We start from the raw sequence: 17025 nt of genomic DNA on the forward strand, positions 1-17025 counted from the left end.
GAGCATTGCTAAACCCCTACTACGAATCATTTATCTGTCGCAAATATTATTTGAATTGGTATAATCTTGTTTTTTCTAAATCTAGAGGCGTTGTGTTGTAACGCCTCTAGATTTATTTGTTAGTAATACTAAAGAGTATTTTTGAACATTAAGGCAGCCAGGGATACTGACGAAAATTAGGAGGACGCTTTTCTAAAAATGCTTGTTTACCCTCTGCCCCCTCTTCCGTCATGTAATAGAGTAAAGTAGCATTACCAGCTAACTCTTGTAACCCAGCTTGTCCATCACAGTCAGCATTAAACGCCGCTTTTAAACAACGGATAGCAATGGGACTTTTTTCTAATACTTCTCTTGCCCACTGGATACCTTCAGCCTCCAATTGTTCCACAGGCACAACACAATTTACCAAACCCATATCTAAAGCTTGTTGGGCATCATACTGACGGCAAAGAAACCAAATTTCCCGTGCTTTTTTTTGCCCCACAATCCGGGCAAGATAACTAGCACCAAAACCACCATCAAAACTACCAACCTTGGGGCCAGTTTGTCCGAAAATAGCATTATCAGCAGCAATGGTCAGGTCACAGACCAAGTGTAAAACATGCCCGCCCCCGATCGCATACCCAGCCACTAAGGCAATTACGACTTTAGGCATGGAACGAATCAGACGCTGTAAATCCAGCACATTTAAACGAGGGACACCATCATCATCAACATAACCCGCTTTTCCCCTCACACTTTGATCACCACCAGAACAGAAGGCATATTTCCCATCTGTATGGGGCCCAGCACCAGTTAATAAAACTACACCAATACTAGTATCTTCACGTGCATCTAAAAACGCTGCATATAATTCAAACACAGTTTGGGGACGAAAAGCATTGCGCTTGTGAGGACGGTTGATAGTAATTTTGGCAATGCCATCGGCTTTGTGATAAAGAATGTCTTCGTAGGTTTCAACGGTTTGCCAGTCAATTTGCATTGTGTTTGTGATGAATAATGATTGATGAACCATTAGTCATTATCTGTGATTGTTGAACGTATACGACCAACTCAAGTTATTAATTTAATTAGGGCTTGCTGTTCGCGGAGCGTGCCGTTAGGCATAAAAGTCTTTTGGTGGGGGTAGGGAGTGGGGAGTGGGGAGTAGTTCCAGCCTCTTTATTTCTATTCTTTTTGCCAGAAAAAATAACAGATGCAAGGATTTTAAATCTAAAATCCTAATTTCCTTGCACGCCCCTCCCCAATAGAATAGCCTCAAAGTATTGATAAATCAATCTTTTTCAGTTATTCAGCAGACCCTAATTACAAATAAAAAACACATAGTTCGTATTAGAGGAAAAATCCCAAACAAATCTTGTAGTGTAGGCATCTTACCTGCATGAAGATATGAGGGAGCAAGATGCTCCCACTACAGAAATTAATTGGAATAACTATAATTTAATTACACATATTCCTAACTAGAAGTAGCGAGCTGCTTCTCTGGTAATTGGGTATATTCTGCAACAATAGTCCGGAATTGTTCACCTTCAATAGTTTCTTGTTCCACCAATATTTCCACTAGTTTGTCAACTAGAGAGCGGTTCTGGCGAATGATATTACAAGCTTCTTGATAACAGGAAAGAGCCATTTCTCGCACCTTATTGTCTATTTTTGATGCCATCTCTTCCGAATATTCCGAGCGATTACCCCAGTCTCTACCCAAAAATACATCATTCTGATTTTGACTTTCCAGTGCTACTAACCCCAAATCTGTCATCCCATACATAGTTACCATTTTTCGGGCAAGATTTGTGACCATTTTCAGATCCCCACTGGCTCCTCCTGTGGTTTCCGCTTCACCAAAAACTTCACTCTCTGCGGCTCTACCACCCAAGGTCATGGTAATATTATCTTTGAGCCATGCACGGGTATAAAGACCACTATCAATAGTTTCCTCATTGAGGATTAATTGGGAAAAACCACCCACACCACCGGAACGAGGAATAATTGTCACCTTGTTCAAGGGATCTGAATGTTCAAGCAGGGTAGCTAGTAAAGCATGTCCAATTTCGTGATAGGCAATTAATCGCTTTTTCCGGCTATCTAACAGAGGGTTGAGAGTTAATCCAATGGTCAAACGATCGATCGCATCATCAATTTCTAATTGAGTAATTGCCTCTTTTCTTCTCCGTGCTGTTAAGATTGCTGCTTCGTTGAGTAGGTTAGCTAAGTCTGCACCAGTAAAACCAGGTGTACGGCGAGCCACAATTTCTAAGGAAACTGATGGTTCAATTTTTTTGTTACGGGAATGCACTTGTAGTATTGACAGTCTACCTTTACGATCTGGCGCATCTACAATTACTTGTCTGTCAAATCTGCCAGGACGTAATAAGGCTGCATCTAAAACATCGGGACGGTTAGTGGCAGCAATAATAATAATACCTGTATTACCTTCAAACCCATCCATTTCCGTCAAAAGTTGATTCAGGGTTTGCTCCCGCTCATCATTTCCACCACCGATACCAGCACCCCGTTGTCTACCAACAGCATCAATTTCATCGATAAATATCAAACAAGGTGCGCTTTCTTTGGCTTTCTTAAATAAATCCCTGACCCTGGAAGCACCCACACCGACAAACATTTCCACAAATTCCGAACCAGAAATGCTGAAAAAAGGTACTCCTGCTTCCCCGGCGATCGCTTTTGCTAGTAAAGTTTTACCAGTACCAGGAGGTCCCACCAAAAGCACACCTTTGGGAATCCGCGCCCCCACAGCAGTAAACTTTTCTGGCTGTTTCAAGAAGGTCACAACCTCTTGTAATTCTTCTTTCGCTTCTTCGATCCCCGCCACATCATCAAATATAACTCCTGTTTTTGCTTCCATTTGAAAACGAGCCTTGGTTTTACCAAAGTTCATTGCTTGACTAGAAGCATTAGTAGTACGACGCAAAAACAATAAAATTACAGTTAGCAGCAAAAAGATCCACATCAAAGGAATCAGTAGCTCTACCACAGATTTACTATTGGCAGAGGAAACCTCAGCAAAGTCAACTTTATTTTGTTTAAGTTTGTTAACTAATTCTGTATTTTGATTTAATAACTTGACTTTAAAGACTTGATTATCTTTTTTTTGCCCCTTAGATTTCAATTTTACTTTCGCCACCCGTTCTGTTTTATCAATCTCTAATGATTGAACCTCTCCTTGATCTATTTTTTGCAGTAACTTGCCATAGTTAAGGGAATCAGGTTTTGCTTTTTGCGCCAGTGCAGGAGTACTTGCTACCACCCCCGGTAATATGGTCAAACTGGCTGCTAATATACTTGCTAGCCCCAAATTTTTAGTTGCGGGTCTTTTTTTCATGGATGCTTTTTTTGCAAAATTGGTCATAACAATTACCCTTTATCTATTGCCATCCCCACAGTGATGGTTTTTATGGCTGTTTTCTCGCAATATTTGAATAAATAACCTTTCTTTAATTTAGTGTAGCTTCCGTAAACTGCGATTCCCACTTTTCTCTTAAACCGATAGCTCAACCAACCCAAAATTGCTTGCAGTTAATATGGATTTTCCCCATACTCCCTTGACATTTTCACTCACACATAGCTAGGATTAGACAAAGTCATAACGACTTCAACTTATTGCCTGATAGTAAAAGTGAGAGAAATTATGGTAAAAATTGTGGGTATTAATGGTAGTTTACGAGCCGAATCTTATAGCTACCAGGCTTTGTATTTAGCTGCACAAAGGGTAGAAGCTTTGGGTGCAGAAGTAGAAATATTAGATTTAAGGCAGATGCAATTACCATTTTGCAATGGAGAAAAAGAATATACTGATTATCCAGATGTGAAACGGATGCGGGATGCTGTCAGCAGTGCTGATGGATTAATTTTAGCAACGCCAGAATATCATGGCAGCGTCAGTGGAGTGCTGAAAAATGCTCTGGATTTGATGAGTTTTGAGCATTTATCTGGTAAAGTTGCTGGATTGATTAGCGTCCTCGGAGGACAACCTAACACTAATGCTTTGAATGATTTAAGACTAATTATCCGTTGGGTGCATGGATGGTGCATACCCGAACAAATAGCAATTGGTGAAGCTTGGAAAGCTTTCAATCCTGAAGGAAAGCTTTTAGAGGAAAAACTCTCTCAACGCTTCGATAAATTTGCCCAGAGTTTAGTTGAAAATACTAGTAAACTCCGAGGAATTAATTAGAAGTCAAAAATTGAGTTATGGGGTAGTCCCTCATGTACGTTTGTAAACAACCGAGAATGAAAATACTTATTCCCTATCCCCCAAGCCCTAACACCTAACCTCTATTTTCAAGGTAGACATATTCGACATAATCTATCCATAAAGAAGGAGTGATATAAAATGAACCCTTTAATCATAACTATTAGAGTAATTATCTTTTTTGCGATCGCATTTATTGCTTCTAGCCTAGTAGAATATTGGATGCATCGGCTGATGCACGTTTCCCCACGTATTGGGGAACGTCACCGGGATCACCACCGTCGTAACGAAGGACAAGGAGTCATTTGGGAATTTTTGGACTATGTAAAGCCTGGTGCAATCGGCATGGTGGCGATGTTTTTTTATGCTTGGGATGCTGGTATCGCTTGGCTCTTAGGTTCCTTGTTTTATGCAGCTTTTTCAGCCTATGCTCACCAACTACAACATGAAAATCCGACCAAATGTTTCTGGATGAAAATGCCAGTTCATTATGTACATCACAAATATGGGATGTGGGAGCATAATTTTGGTTTAGCTCTAGATTGGTGGGATCACATATTTGGTACTTATAAACCAGTAGAATGGTTGACAGAGAAAGAACTAGAACAATCAGAACGCGGTTATTTACAATTAAAGTGGCGGTAACCTGATTTCAGATTTGGGATTGACTAATTTTACGGGGAAGTTCATCTGAAATTTGATTTCCAGCCTCCAGAATCATCATATCCGACTCCTGGCTCTCAAACTGCTTTACTAGCAATTGAGTTGCCTTTTGTTGATCTAAAGGTTTGGAAAATAAATACCCTTGCCCATATTTACATCCTAACTCATACAATTTTTCCTTCTGTGCTTTCGTCTCTATACCTTCAGCCACCACATCCATACCTAAAATATGACCAAGGGTAATAATCGTACGTACAATTGCTGCATCTTCATCAGTTTCACCCATGCGACTCACAAAAGATTGGTCAATTTTCAAAGTATTAATGGGAAAGCGGTGTAAATAACTCAACGAAGAATACCCCGTACCAAAATCATCAATACTCAGGCGTAAATTTAAAGCCCTCAACTTCAGCAAAATAGAAATGGCAGTTTCCACATCTTTCATTGCCACAGTTTCCGTAATTTCTAGCCTAACCGTGTCTTCTTTGATGCCAGTATTGATTAAAGTATCCTGAATTGATTCGACTAAATCCGGTTGATGCAATTCCTGTCCAGATAAATTGATACTCATCATCAGAGGGGGATTTGAGAAAAATTGTCTTTGCCAAGCGGATAATTGTTGACAAGCTTCCCGAAAAATCCATCTGCCCAAAGGAACAATTAACCCCGTTTCTTCAGCCACTGGAATAAAATCTCCTGGCGAGATAAATCCACGCTGGGGATGTTGCCATCTTACAAGAGTCTCAAAACCAAGAACTTTTTCATTCTCTAAAGATACAATTGGCTGATAATTGAGATAAAACTCTTGATTTTTTAAACCACTACGAATTTCTGCTTCTATTTGCAAGCGTTTTACTACTTGGGTATGCATTCCATTGGCAAACACTTCATGGCGAGCTTTCCCTAAATCCTTTGCTCGATACATGGCTGTATGTGCATCTCGCAGTAAATCCACTGCTTGATGATCTAGTGTTGGTTGATTGAAGGCAATACCAATACTGACACTCGTAAATATTTCTTGATTGTTGCTCTGAAAAGGTAAACTTATTACTTCTTGTAACTGATCAGCAACTACTATAGCTTCATTACTATCCTTAATTCTATCCAGCACAATCGCAAACTCATCTCCACCCACCCGAGCGATACTATTTTTCGCTGGGATACAACTTTTTAATCTGTGAGTAACTTCAATTAATAACTGATCTCCAATATGATGACCAAAACTTTCATTAATTAATTTGAATCTATCTATATCTAAAAACATGACCGCAAATCTTCTATTATCAGTCAGTTTTGTATCTGTAATTAACCATTGCAAACGTTTAATAAACAGTTCCCTATTTGGTAAATAGGAAGTCAAATCATGCAGAGTATAATATAGTTGTTTATAAGCAATAATACTGGCAGTTGTTAATGTTAATGCTATAGCCGGAGGTACCAGGGGTATCCAAGCTGCTTGAGAAAATAAAGCCAAGCAAATAATAGATAAAATTGCCGAAGCAGTAGTTACAGCTAATAACAGAGATAAGGGATGCCGTAATTTTGTGGCGATAGCACCTCCAATTGAAGCCCAACTGTATATCCATAATACTTCTACCCATTCAGACCAAAACCAGAACAGGGGCTGTCCATCTATAGTTATATTTAAAAGCTGGCTAACAAGTTGAACGTGTAAAAAAATTCCTGATAATTTTGGTGTTCCTAAATGGTTAGCACTGTAAGGAGTCAGAAATAAGTCTTTTCCACTAGGAGCACTAGTACCAATTAATACTATTTTGTCTTTAATCCAATCAGATTTCACTTTTCCTTCTAATACGTCACTTAGTGAGACTCTGCGTATTATTTTATGAGGTAAATTCCAGGAAATTAGTATCTGACGACCAGCATAATCTATATTCTCATAACCACCGGAATTGCCATATAGACGGGGAAAAAATGCCTGATCCAGATGTAATCCATCCTTTGTTACTTGGATTGAGCTATCATTTTTCTGCAAGTATTTTAGAGTTGTTCGTAGAGCAAATGAATAATATATGCGATTATCAATTTTGGCATATAGCAAATTACGACGAACCACACCATCTGAGTCTAAAAGAAAGTCATTAAAGCCAATGCGTTCTGGAGGTATACCAGGAATCGCAGATATACCTTCTTTATTAATATCTTTCAGCTCAATAATAGTAATAATATTAGATGCCTGAAGCTCTTGGATGAGATCATCATTACCTGGTGGTTGGGGAACATTACGATAAAGATCCAAACCAATTACTTTTGGTTGAGATAGTTGTAACTTTTTTAAAACTTCAGCAATGCTAAAATCGGAGATAGGAAATCTTTTCTGTTTTTCAATATCAGCTTCAGTAATTTCGACTACTAAGATTCGTTCATCCAGAGGAGGATCTGGTTGGTGGCGTATCATTTCATCAAAAACTACCAACTCTAGGAGTTGCAACCAACCTAATTTTCTCACACCGACTGTTAATCCTGTGAATAACAAGCTGGCGATTAATACTGATTCTAATAAGCCAATATTAATCAGAGAACGATTTAAGTGATGTTGAGAATACTTAATAAAAAAGCAGATGAATCGAGATAACCTGTGAGATAATTTCACAATTACATTTTCTTGATTATTAGTTTATTGCTTATTTATAACAAAATTTTATTCATGATGATAAAAAATAAACTGTTTGTCTATATCTCCCAGTTTTTAATAAGAAGTGAAATTAATCATTTGCATTCATTCAATGATACTCTTTATATGAACTAATTAGAGATCCGCAAAATTACTGAATTTCTTCTGGTTACATACTTAAGAAATAGCTTTTCACATGAGGTATTCCTACTCGATTGCTTAGGAGTCACTGTAAGCTAATACACGTAGTAAACCAAGGCATAAGTCAAAAGTCAACGACTTAATGGGCTCTATGATTTGGTTTACAAATCATAGACAAGAACCAAGTATATTTGCTATCCACATTTAGTCCTGGAGCTGATACAGCATCATGGGAAGAAAAATTGATTATTCCTTGAGAAATCTTAGCTGGCCTATTTTTTTCATATTTTGCTGGAGAAACTTGAGGGATATGCGACAAGAATTGTGGACTGGCTGTGACTGACTTTGTCTGTCTGAAATTATTTGCAGGAACAAATACTATTAACTGACCATCAGTACTAACACATATCTCTCTAGTCGCACCACCGATTCTGTTTTTTCCTGGCACATCATTTTTCCCCTTTTCAGAAGATTTTTGCATATTTTCTGATGCATTTACTGGTACAATTGTAATGCTAACAAGTGTTAAGCAGACAAAAATTAAGATGTTAAAATGTAGATATTTTTTCATGATTCAAATATATTGTCATAGCTGTTGTGATGTACATCTAATTTAGAAATAGCCTATTTGTTCAACATATGCTAGCTAAACAATCGATGATTCATCAAATATTTATAAACAGAAAAGCAAGGAATATATAGATGTAATTCATCGGTATAGATACGGTGATTAATATTCTTAACTGCCAAAAAAGAGCAAATAATAAGTGAATATATCAGCCATGAGGGAAGGAACAATATTAAAAAAGATAAAATTTATGAATATCTACTGAGATAATAAGAAATATTATTCTGCTAAGAGAATAATATGGTGTTGAATTTGATCGTGAAATTACTGGAAATCAATAACTAATATCGATTACTACTAATGCTTTTCCTATGTTTAAATGATATTTTATCGGCAACTGCTGATTCATTGAATTTTTATCATGGATTTCGATTGACACTCTGCGCCCAATATCGCATCATAGCTTTGATGAAAATCCCAGACATTATTCCTGGCACTGTTTATAAATCCCTAAACTGCCAGGTTAGGAGAAGAAGGGGAAGTGTGGGAAGAAAATAACTTTTTCTTCTCATTATTAACCAGGCATAGTTCCCTTAGTAGAGTACTAGGGAAATATGCATGGTTAATGCACCATAGCAGAAGTCGGGAATCTACCGTCCCCTTGTCTCCATTAATATATGGTTGTGCAAAGAATTACACTGATTATAGTTAAAGGCTAATAGTAGAATAAGGTACAGGAAAACGGCATGGAAGGGAGGAAGGGAAATTGGATGAACTTAGGGCGGTACTAGAACTAGCAACTGAAGAGGAGTTACAGGACTTAACGGCAATTTTGTTTAGTCGTAAGTTTAATCCCCTCGATTATCTCAAAACCCCAGAACCCATAGAAGTTCAAAGTCAAAGTTACCAAGCTTGGCTAGATACCATCGAAGAAAGGTTTCGCTTTTTAGCTGCTGATGGCATGACTGTGTTACGGGGACAAAGCAATCAAGTATCCTACAGACAAGCACTCATACAGGTATGTAAATATTTAAAAATCCCTTACTCTCAAGATTTAGCAACTGTTGATTTAGAAGCAGAAATATTTTTATTCTTGTTGGGACGAGTGTGGAAAAAATTGCCGCGAAAAGAAAAACAACAATTGACTACGGGTTTACAGCATCAATTAGCAACATCTGATTTAAAAGAACCTTTACCATTATCCTTACAACGGGATCCCTTGGGGGTAATTTTTAAAGGTGGTAGTGCAATCGCTGTAACTTCTGTCCTGCAACCATTTGTACTGCAACAGATTGCTCGTCAATTCACTGCACATTTTGCTAGCTATCAAGTTGCGAGACAAGCAGCAATCCAAGGGAGTAAAGTCGCTACAACCCAATTAAAAAACTATGCTACCTTACAAATGGCAAAGCGAGGTATGGCAGTGAATGCAGCTCGTTATGGTGCTGTTAGAAGTATGTTTACTTTTGTTGGTCCCATGATGTGGGCTTGGTTTTTTGCCGATTTAGGATGGAGAGCGATCGCGACTAATTATGGTCGCATTATACCAACTATTTTTGCTTTGGCTCAAATTCGCCTGATTCGTGCGGAATGTTGGGAACCAGCTTGAAACAATTAATGATCTATTAGTCATTAGTTCTGAGACTTGACAACACAAGCTATTGATGTTTAATCTTTGGTTTCTTTACACCTTGCTGCCTTAGCAAGTGAAATTATCAGCTTGGTACTGATGACTAAGACATAGATGATCAATCATAAATTACCTTTTCAATTATTTTCTTTCCTTCCCAGCTTAAAATTCTCTTGGCGTTGTATCCAAATCGGATTATTGATATTGCCTTTCTTCCCATGGTTGGGAGCTATATTTATTGGGCTGGCATTAATATTTACATGGCTACACAATTATCACATGATTATTCGCAGTCCCCTCAACTGGGGATTCGCCATACTAAGTTTATTATTAATAGTTACTGCTAGTTTGGCTTTCGATAAAACAGAAGCATTCCTGGGCTTATTCAATTTTTTACCTTTCTTTGTTGCCTTTGCTGGTTTCAATAGCCTGATTCAAAAGCCATGGCAATTACGGCGCTTATCTTTGATTTTAGTAATTACTTCTGTGCCAGTAGTTGTCATGGGTTGGGGACAGTTATTTTGGGGTTGGACTGTTCCACCCCAATGGCAAAGTATATTTGGTTGGATAATGGCGACTGGAGGTAATCCCCCTGGACGTATGGCTTCTGTATTTATCTACGCCAATACCTTAGCAGTTTATTTGATTATAGTTTTTATTCTCGGATTAGGTTTATGGCTAGAAGCCTATCAAAAGTTGAGGGCTAAACTTGCCAATCCTTACCAGAATAATTATCAGGTTTATGATTATCTGCCTTACTTCCTGTTTCTCTTGGTAATTGCGATCGCTAATTTCAGTGCATTGATTTTAACTAACTCTCGCAATGCATGGGTAATCGCTCTCATTGCCTGTTTGGCTTATGCTATTTATCAAGGTTGGCAAATATTAGTAGCTGGGGTAACGGCTATGGTAGCTGCCATTGCTGCGGCTGCCTTTGCACCTTCTCCTATAGCAGAGATATTACGCAAATTTGTACCTGCTTTTTTCTGGGCACGATTAAATGACCAGTTATATCCTGATCGTCCCCTAGCTTTAATGCGAACAACCCAGTGGAATTTCGCCTGGGATTTGACCTGGCAACGTCCTTGGACTGGTTGGGGTTTACGCAACTTTACCCAACTTTACCAAGCTCAGATGGATATTTGGTTGGGTCATCCCCACAATTTATTTTTAATGCTATCCGCAGAAACTGGATTACCCACAACTCTTTTGTTTTGCAGCTTATTTATCTGGATGGCGATCGCTAGTATCAAGCTCTTACGCAACAAAAAGATACTCAAACCACAGCATAGAGTGATACTATTTAGCTACATTTTACTTTTGAGCTGTTTAGCAACATTTAACACTCTTGATGTTAGTATATTTGATTTTCGGATCAATGTCCTTTCATGGGTTCTATTATCCGGTATTGCTGGATTAATATCCTACTACCACAAAAGCCTAAAATTGACTAATTTGCAACAATAACTATGTATAATTTATTTCTTTTGCTATACCTGCCACATATTTTTTTGGGTATATACTCTAATGTAAATAGATACCAGTAAATAATAATATTGATATGTAGCACTACGCACTTAGGGCGCGGACATTTTTGGAGGCTCAAACCGATGAACAGTAAACTTATTACTTTTAATTGCGCCTAGGGCTATATCTCTTTTGTGCTGTGAATTTGAATTCTATATCAGTTGAGAATCCTAAATTTGAGGAATAGTTTAGAATCTATTTGTGTATTTTTCCCACGTAAACATTACTAGAATTTATTATTCCCGGAGTTTTTAAAATGAAAAAATACTCCTTAACTATTTTGGCATCTTTTCTCAGTGTTGTAACGGCTAATTTTGTTGTTAACCAGCCAGTGGATGCATCTGTAGTCTGTGAGATGAATACAATTAGCTACCACAATTATAATCTCGAAAAATGCATTCTCGGGCAGAATATGAATGTCAGATTAGCGGGTATTCAAGGAAAACAATACAAAGTTCCTTGTCAGGCAAAGAGTTATATTATTTTCAACAAACAAGGTAAATTTTTTAGTTGCCAATTAGCGAAGACTATACGTGTTCAAAAAAACAACTGTCCTGTCAAATCAAATATTTTTGTTGCTGTGGGTAAAACAGGGGATCCATCTATTCGTTGCTGGTATTTTTGATAGTATAATGAGTCTTAAATAAACCTTGTCTAGCTAGAAAACCTTAGTTTTATAACAGGATTTTGGGATTGCTTCCTTACGTCGCAATGACACATCAGAATAAGTTATAAGCTCCAGGTTCCAACATGGATGAGGTTTAATTAGGGCTTGCTGATGATAGAAAAAAGTCAGACTTGTTTTTTCTATCATTTCAACCACCACTAACAGGGGGAATCATTACTACTTCATCACCATCTTGGATAATAGTATGTGGTTCAACGAATTGCATATTCACTCCAAAACGGGTAACATCACGCCATTGAGACAGCTCTGGATGTTCTGCAATCAAGCGATCGCGAACTGCTAGGACTGGAGTATTTTCAGGAAATTCCATGACGATTTCCTCTACTCCATAAGCTTCTTGGTAAGCAGCAAAAAGTTTAACGGTGATGGTAATTACTGATTTAATCATTTCAGTTATTAGTTATAGCAGGAGGCAGGAGGGAAAAGCTTTCTATATCTATATTTTAGCTTCTCAATTTGTCCTAACCTTAAAGCATAGTGCTATATTTTCTACTTACTTTAACAAATATCATAGTGCTAACTCAATTGTGCTACCAATTGGTTTTCTAAGATAGTTTGATTAGTCAATAAATCTTCCACAGTCATCCGTAAAAACCTTTGTTCATCAACTAAAAAAAGAATTTTAATCCGATCACTACCCGGAAATCCTGGTGGTGTCAATTGAGCAATAGTTCTAGCGCCATCCCGATCATTTAATGGTTTAACACTAGTTTGACCATTATCTAGACGACGGGTAATTAAGCGATCGCCATCAAAGTAAACTTCCGTACCACCCCCTGTATCTGTCCCCAATTCTCCCATAATTAATTCAATACTAGGTTGGTTTTCCAGGGAAGCCCCCAAAACCAATTCCACTGGCTGTGTCATTGGGTAAGCTTGTCCTTCCCTAATTATGGAGTGCCAACTGTGCTGATTTTGACGACGGTTCCAGTAACGGATGCCATAGCTGTGGTAGAGAAAATCCTTGATTTCGGTATTTTGAGTCAGTTGTAAGGCTCCTTGGGCGATCGCTTCAAAGGGACGTTCGCAACGAATTTTATCCCGATCAAAATACTGCTTGACCCATGTTTGCACTGCTGGTAGCTGGGAAGTTCCTCCCACCAATAACACCCCATTAATATCAGTAATTTCTATGCCTTGTCTTCGCGCTTGCTGTAATAATTGAGTCATAGACTCATCCAAGGATTCAAAAAAGGAGTGTTCTTTGAGGATATTTTCTAAAGTGTCCCGGTTCAATTCCAATTCATAACTATCAAAGTTTTCATCATCAAAATACACCTCACTAGCTTGCTGCTGACTAGATAACTGGATTTTGATCTTTTCAGCCAATCTAGTTGTCAATGCACTTACCGCCAATCCTTGGGTTTTAGCAAAGTAATCTACCAACCAATTATCAATATCTGTACCCCCTAAATTTTGCCCAGCTTTGGCTAACACCCGAGCAGTTTTCACCTTTTGTTTGGAGTCCTCTGCTAAAGATTTATTACCCCACTTCAATAAAAAACCCAAAGGCTTTTGGGCTGCTTGAGAGCTTTGAGCCAAACGCACCAATGATAAATCTAAGGTTCCACCCCCAAAATCAACAACCAACAAAATTTCCTGGTCTGCTAAACCATATCCCAAAGCTGCTGCTGTGGGTTCATCCAGCATTCTGACTTGTTCTACGGGTAATGCTTGACACACCTGCCCCAACCAGTGACGATATGCCTCAAAACTATCTACAGGTACGGTTAACACCAAGGAATCCAATCCCCCCTCCAAAGTCACTAATTCCTCAATGGAGCGAGAGAGAAACCATTGTCCCACTTGTTCAAAGGTGACAATCTTCCCATCTAGTTCTGGTAAAAATCCTTGGATATTCGCACCAATACCACGCTTAAAACTGCGGAAAAATCTGGATTCACTGCTCAAATCCAATCCGCGATCGCGCACTTGCTGCCCTACCAATACTTGATCTTCAGCTGCATTCTCAACATATACCAAGCTGGGAATCAGTGGTGGATTGAGATTTTGTTGAATGGATAAACCAGAAAGGTTTAATGTTTCTGCTTGCTGGTTTACTGGGTTCCAGCGAGCAATAACTGTGTTGCTAGTACCAAAATCAATTGCGATTGCCATAATTTCTTGATTTTCTCGCCCTGGGAGGGTGGAAGTGCAAACGGAGTATGGGGTGAAATTATTCTCTCACAACCCACTTATACCGATAACACCAATTTTCAGAACTACCTTGATTAATCAGTTTAACTAACAAATTAAGACTTTTTATGGATACCATAAAAGTTGATTAGTCAAGCTTGGTTGATATTTTGTAATGTTTTCGTTATATTTATTTACATAAATTCAAAAAAAGACATAAAGGATTATGTATAACACTGTTAACGGACAAGGAATCCTCAATAACAACTCCAATGAACCCGACATTTACTACGCTGAGTTTCCCTCCTCAGAGCAGAGAAACAGTTATGCATTACAAGGAGGAATAGCTGTATTAATGGTGACTGCATTGTTATTAGTAGCTTGTGCAGTTAGCTAAGGATGAAAACTTAGATTTGTTTCAGGCTGCGCCGTAGAATTTGGCTACATCTGTAGTCCCAGGTGCAGCAAACATTTTCTCAAATACTCTTGAAAAAGAGTGGCTTACAATTAGGTTGGTTAATCGACCCCCAAAACCAACAAGTAGAAATCTACCGTCAAAATCGAGTCAGGAAGAGGCAGGGGAGCAGGGAGCAGGGGAGAAACCCTATACATGAATGTAGAGAGCAGCGCGCAGAAAGGGGGTCTTCCCCATGAGCGACTGCATCAAGAAAGGAATTATTGAGAAAGAGTGCTTATGCATCGCGGCACAATTATTTCTAATTTTTCCACAAATAAATTTGGGAGCTTGTATCCTTTTCTTTTTCGGTCAAAGAAATTAGAGAATTGCCGACTACTTTATCAGGAGAAAAAGTTTTACCTGGATTTAGTTTAGACTTACCCCTTTTTTGAAATCTACTATTGAAATATCAAGTATCACAAATGTTTAACACAAATATTATTAAACATAGTCAAATCTATCAATGGTGATCGCTCGGCTAACAGCACAAATCAGGAGAAAATACTGTAATAAGAACCCCAACTTTTTTCAAAATGTCAGGGTTCTTCATTTTTATTTTATTTATTGACAAATCAAATAAGATTAGTAGATAAAGTTTGAATAACTAACTTACCATCTAACAGGGAGCCAAATTTAATATTTAGCAGTCTGGAGAACTTTTAGCAAGTGATTTACTTTTAGTCTTGATTTTTCTCACCCAGCGAGTTTGTACCCAAAAATAAATAAATAAAGTGCCAGAAACTAAAGCTCCCAAATTCCATTTTACCGCTCGCTTAAATAAATTTATTTCTTGGGCAGATTGGGCAGCTTGAGCTTGAGTTTTGATTCTTTTTTTGGCAGTAGAAACCTGTGATAAAATTTGATTTTTTACTTCTTTAGGATTCTTCCCATCCAACGAACGACCTCGACTTTTGAGTAAATTACTTATTTGTGCAGGTGTAGCTTTACTGATTTGTTTTTCTACATTTTCTGCTCGAGTAGTTTGCTGTTCGGAAACTTTGACTATTTTAGTTTGACTGTTTTCACTGAGTCGAATAGCATTGATAGTTCCCACAGGAATGAGTAAGAAAAATAGCATTGCTAGTAGTAAAGTCAACGAAGATATCAACTTTAATAAGCGTAATTCTAATTTTCCTCGGAAGTTGGCTTCACCAAAAAATATCAGTGCTAAAGCAATTAAAGGGACTGGTACTCTTTCGATTATTGCTCCCATAGTTTGGAATTCCCAAGCTGGGTCAATAAATTTTGTCGGAATAAACAGTACTACCCAATCAAACAATGCTAATAAAAACAAGCCATAACCTAAAGCTCTGATAATATTAATTGAGTTTGTTTGTTTGGTGGTGAAATCATGTATTTGCTCTAGTAAAGGTTCTATTTCTGGAAGCAAGGGTATGGGTTTTTCACTTGATTTTGTCATTATGTGTTAATTGCTTGAATTTTTTCTAGATGCTCAGTGAATCTTTGGTTTGTAGGAAAATCTAAATATATTAGAGTGCAAAATAAAATATCTACACCTGTAATTTTCGCTACTAAAATAAAAAACGGCAATAGTTTATAGTGAAACTTAATAGAATATTTATATCAGGTCAATAGCTTGATAAAGCTTCTGTGAATTTACTAGTATACGTTGCTGCAAGTTTATGGGAAAATAGATAAAGAGCTTAAATCCTGAAGTTAGGACTTAAGCTTTGTATAATAGATAAAGATTATTGAAAACTAGTAAAACTCTGATTATGGAGAGGAAAAACTTGTCCTTTTTTCTCTCTATTTTTCATTTCATTATGCAGTATTGCTTCCCAGAATTTATATCTAGGCTCTTGCTGCTTTTGCACTTCCTTTTAAGCTGGTTTGACGGACACAAGCTGCACCAAAACCAAGGGCGAGAATTGAACTGAATATGGTTATTGGCTCGGGAACGGGTGTTGCAATTTCACGTCCAATCTTGAGCTTAACAACATCTCCAAAATCAGTGAAATTAGATACAGCCGTGACGAAAGCACCATTACCCCCAATGACATTATTGGCGTAATAAGTATCAAGGTTAGCATCATCATTCAAAATTGCTAGACCATTGATAGTAGTCCCTTGAGCCACCGCAGAATCTCGCGCGGCTGTAACGGATGCACCAGTATTATTTCTACCATCACCCGATACATCAATAACTTTTCTGTTACCTTCGTAATCATTGGTGTTGAGTAGATTTTGTGCAAAGTTAATAGCATTACCAACACCAGTCGCACCACCAAAAGGTCTTCCAGCATTATCAATTGCATCAGCAAAGGTATTAGCACTAGCTGCATCAGTAATATGAAACCAATCACTAGACTGTGTTGCATTAGTCCCCCAGTAGGATAGGGTGACAGC

General features: G+C 38.0%; 14 protein-coding genes. 6 read left to right on the top strand and 8 right to left on the bottom strand.

The genetic code is table 11. The features are described from left to right. Nucleotides 1-148: 148 nt before the first annotated feature. Complete coding sequence (gene menB, locus CALSC_RS04325; protein ID WP_088240182.1) at nt 149-982, bottom strand: 1,4-dihydroxy-2-naphthoyl-CoA synthase; 834 nt, start codon at nt 980-982, stop codon at nt 149-151. Between the two features lie 474 nt (nt 983-1456). Next, a complete protein-coding gene (gene ftsH, locus CALSC_RS04330) occupies nt 1457-3370 on the bottom strand; it encodes an ATP-dependent zinc metalloprotease FtsH (RefSeq protein ID WP_235006675.1) in 1914 nt (637 codons plus the stop codon). 279 nt (nt 3371-3649) lie between these two features. Between ftsH and CALSC_RS04335 the strand changes: the two genes are divergently transcribed. Together CALSC_RS04335 and CALSC_RS04340 are read left to right on the top strand one after the other, a co-directional pair. Continuing rightward, nucleotides 3650-4195, top strand: a complete 546-nt coding sequence (locus CALSC_RS04335) for an NADPH-dependent FMN reductase (RefSeq protein WP_088240183.1) — start codon at nt 3650-3652, stop codon at nt 4193-4195. A gap of 159 nt (nt 4196-4354) precedes the next feature. Beyond that, the gene (locus tag CALSC_RS04340) at nt 4355-4858 is read left to right on the top strand and encodes a sterol desaturase family protein (RefSeq protein WP_088240184.1); all 504 of its coding nucleotides are present in this window, start codon (nt 4355-4357) and stop codon (nt 4856-4858) included. Between the two features lie 7 nt (nt 4859-4865). Here the strand turns inward: CALSC_RS04340 and CALSC_RS04345 are convergent, their stop codons facing one another. After that, complete coding sequence (locus tag CALSC_RS04345; protein WP_200817563.1) at nt 4866-7490, bottom strand: EAL domain-containing protein; 2625 nt, start codon at nt 7488-7490, stop codon at nt 4866-4868. A gap of 301 nt (nt 7491-7791) precedes the next feature. Continuing rightward, the gene (locus tag CALSC_RS04350) at nt 7792-8223 is read right to left on the bottom strand and encodes a DUF928 domain-containing protein (protein WP_088240185.1); all 432 of its coding nucleotides are present in this window, start codon (nt 8221-8223) and stop codon (nt 7792-7794) included. 763 nt (nt 8224-8986) lie between these two features. Between CALSC_RS04350 and CALSC_RS04355 the strand changes: the two genes are divergently transcribed. From CALSC_RS04355 to CALSC_RS04365, 3 genes are all read left to right on the top strand, one after another. Next, nucleotides 8987-9829, top strand: coding sequence for a YaaW family protein (locus CALSC_RS04355; protein ID WP_088240186.1), 843 nt, complete (start codon nt 8987-8989; stop codon nt 9827-9829). Nucleotides 9830-9964: 135 nt separating this feature from the next. After that, nucleotides 9965-11317, top strand: coding sequence for an O-antigen ligase family protein (locus CALSC_RS04360; protein ID WP_088240187.1), 1353 nt, complete (start codon nt 9965-9967; stop codon nt 11315-11317). Nucleotides 11318-11633: 316 nt separating this feature from the next. Next, nucleotides 11634-12002 carry a hypothetical protein gene (locus CALSC_RS04365; RefSeq protein WP_088240188.1) on the top strand — a complete coding sequence of 123 codons (369 nt, stop codon included), beginning with the start codon at nt 11634-11636 and terminating at the stop codon, nt 12000-12002. A 190-nt stretch (nt 12003-12192) separates the two neighbouring features. Here CALSC_RS04365 and CALSC_RS04370 read toward each other — a convergent pair whose 3' ends face one another. Together CALSC_RS04370 and CALSC_RS04375 are read right to left on the bottom strand one after the other, a co-directional pair. Beyond that, nucleotides 12193-12453, bottom strand: coding sequence for a MoaD/ThiS family protein (locus tag CALSC_RS04370; RefSeq protein WP_088240189.1), 261 nt, complete (start codon nt 12451-12453; stop codon nt 12193-12195). 128 nt (nt 12454-12581) lie between these two features. Further along, nucleotides 12582-14183 carry an Hsp70 family protein gene (locus CALSC_RS04375; protein ID WP_088240190.1) on the bottom strand — a complete coding sequence of 534 codons (1602 nt, stop codon included), beginning with the start codon at nt 14181-14183 and terminating at the stop codon, nt 12582-12584. A 244-nt stretch (nt 14184-14427) separates the two neighbouring features. Between CALSC_RS04375 and psb34 the strand changes: the two genes are divergently transcribed. Continuing rightward, nucleotides 14428-14598, top strand: a complete 171-nt coding sequence (gene psb34 / locus CALSC_RS25750; RefSeq protein WP_143288148.1) for a photosystem II assembly protein Psb34 — start codon at nt 14428-14430, stop codon at nt 14596-14598. A gap of 700 nt (nt 14599-15298) precedes the next feature. Here the strand turns inward: psb34 and hpsJ-A are convergent. Together hpsJ-A and CALSC_RS04385 are read right to left on the bottom strand one after the other, a co-directional pair. Next, nucleotides 15299-16078 (bottom strand): HpsJ-like protein, cyanoexosortase A-associated, encoded by a 780-nt coding sequence (gene hpsJ-A, locus CALSC_RS04380; RefSeq protein ID WP_088240191.1) that lies wholly within the window; start codon nt 16076-16078, stop codon nt 15299-15301. Nucleotides 16079-16470: 392 nt separating this feature from the next. Beyond that, the coding region (locus CALSC_RS04385) for a DUF1194 domain-containing protein (RefSeq protein WP_088240192.1) at nt 16471-17025 on the bottom strand (555 nt) is incomplete at its 5' end.

This window comes from Calothrix rhizosoleniae SC01, assembly GCF_900185595.1.
GTDB classification, from domain to species: domain Bacteria; phylum Cyanobacteriota; class Cyanobacteriia; order Cyanobacteriales; family Nostocaceae; genus Calothrix_A; species Calothrix_A rhizosoleniae.

Bases quoted from the DNA above. Each gene is read 5' to 3' on its own strand.
- CALSC_RS04365 (WP_088240188.1), top strand. From the start codon at position 11,634: ATGAAAAAATACTCCTTAACTATTTTGGCATCTTTTCTCAGTGTTGTA.
- CALSC_RS04340 (WP_088240184.1), top strand. From the start codon at position 4,355: ATGAACCCTTTAATCATAACTATTAGAGTAATTATCTTTTTTGCGATC.
- CALSC_RS04335 (WP_088240183.1), top strand. From the start codon at position 3,650: ATGGTAAAAATTGTGGGTATTAATGGTAGTTTACGAGCCGAATCTTAT.
- psb34 (WP_143288148.1), top strand. From the start codon at position 14,428: ATGTATAACACTGTTAACGGACAAGGAATCCTCAATAACAACTCCAAT.
- menB (WP_088240182.1), bottom strand. From the start codon at position 982: ATGCAAATTGACTGGCAAACCGTTGAAACCTACGAAGACATTCTTTAT.
- CALSC_RS04350 (WP_088240185.1), bottom strand. From the start codon at position 8,223: ATGAAAAAATATCTACATTTTAACATCTTAATTTTTGTCTGCTTAACA.
- hpsJ-A (WP_088240191.1), bottom strand. From the start codon at position 16,078: ATGACAAAATCAAGTGAAAAACCCATACCCTTGCTTCCAGAAATAGAA.
- ftsH (WP_235006675.1), bottom strand. From the start codon at position 3,370: ATGACCAATTTTGCAAAAAAAGCATCCATGAAAAAAAGACCCGCAACT.
- CALSC_RS04360 (WP_088240187.1), top strand. From the start codon at position 9,965: ATGATCAATCATAAATTACCTTTTCAATTATTTTCTTTCCTTCCCAGC.
- CALSC_RS04370 (WP_088240189.1), bottom strand. From the start codon at position 12,453: ATGATTAAATCAGTAATTACCATCACCGTTAAACTTTTTGCTGCTTAC.
- CALSC_RS04375 (WP_088240190.1), bottom strand. From the start codon at position 14,183: ATGGCAATCGCAATTGATTTTGGTACTAGCAACACAGTTATTGCTCGC.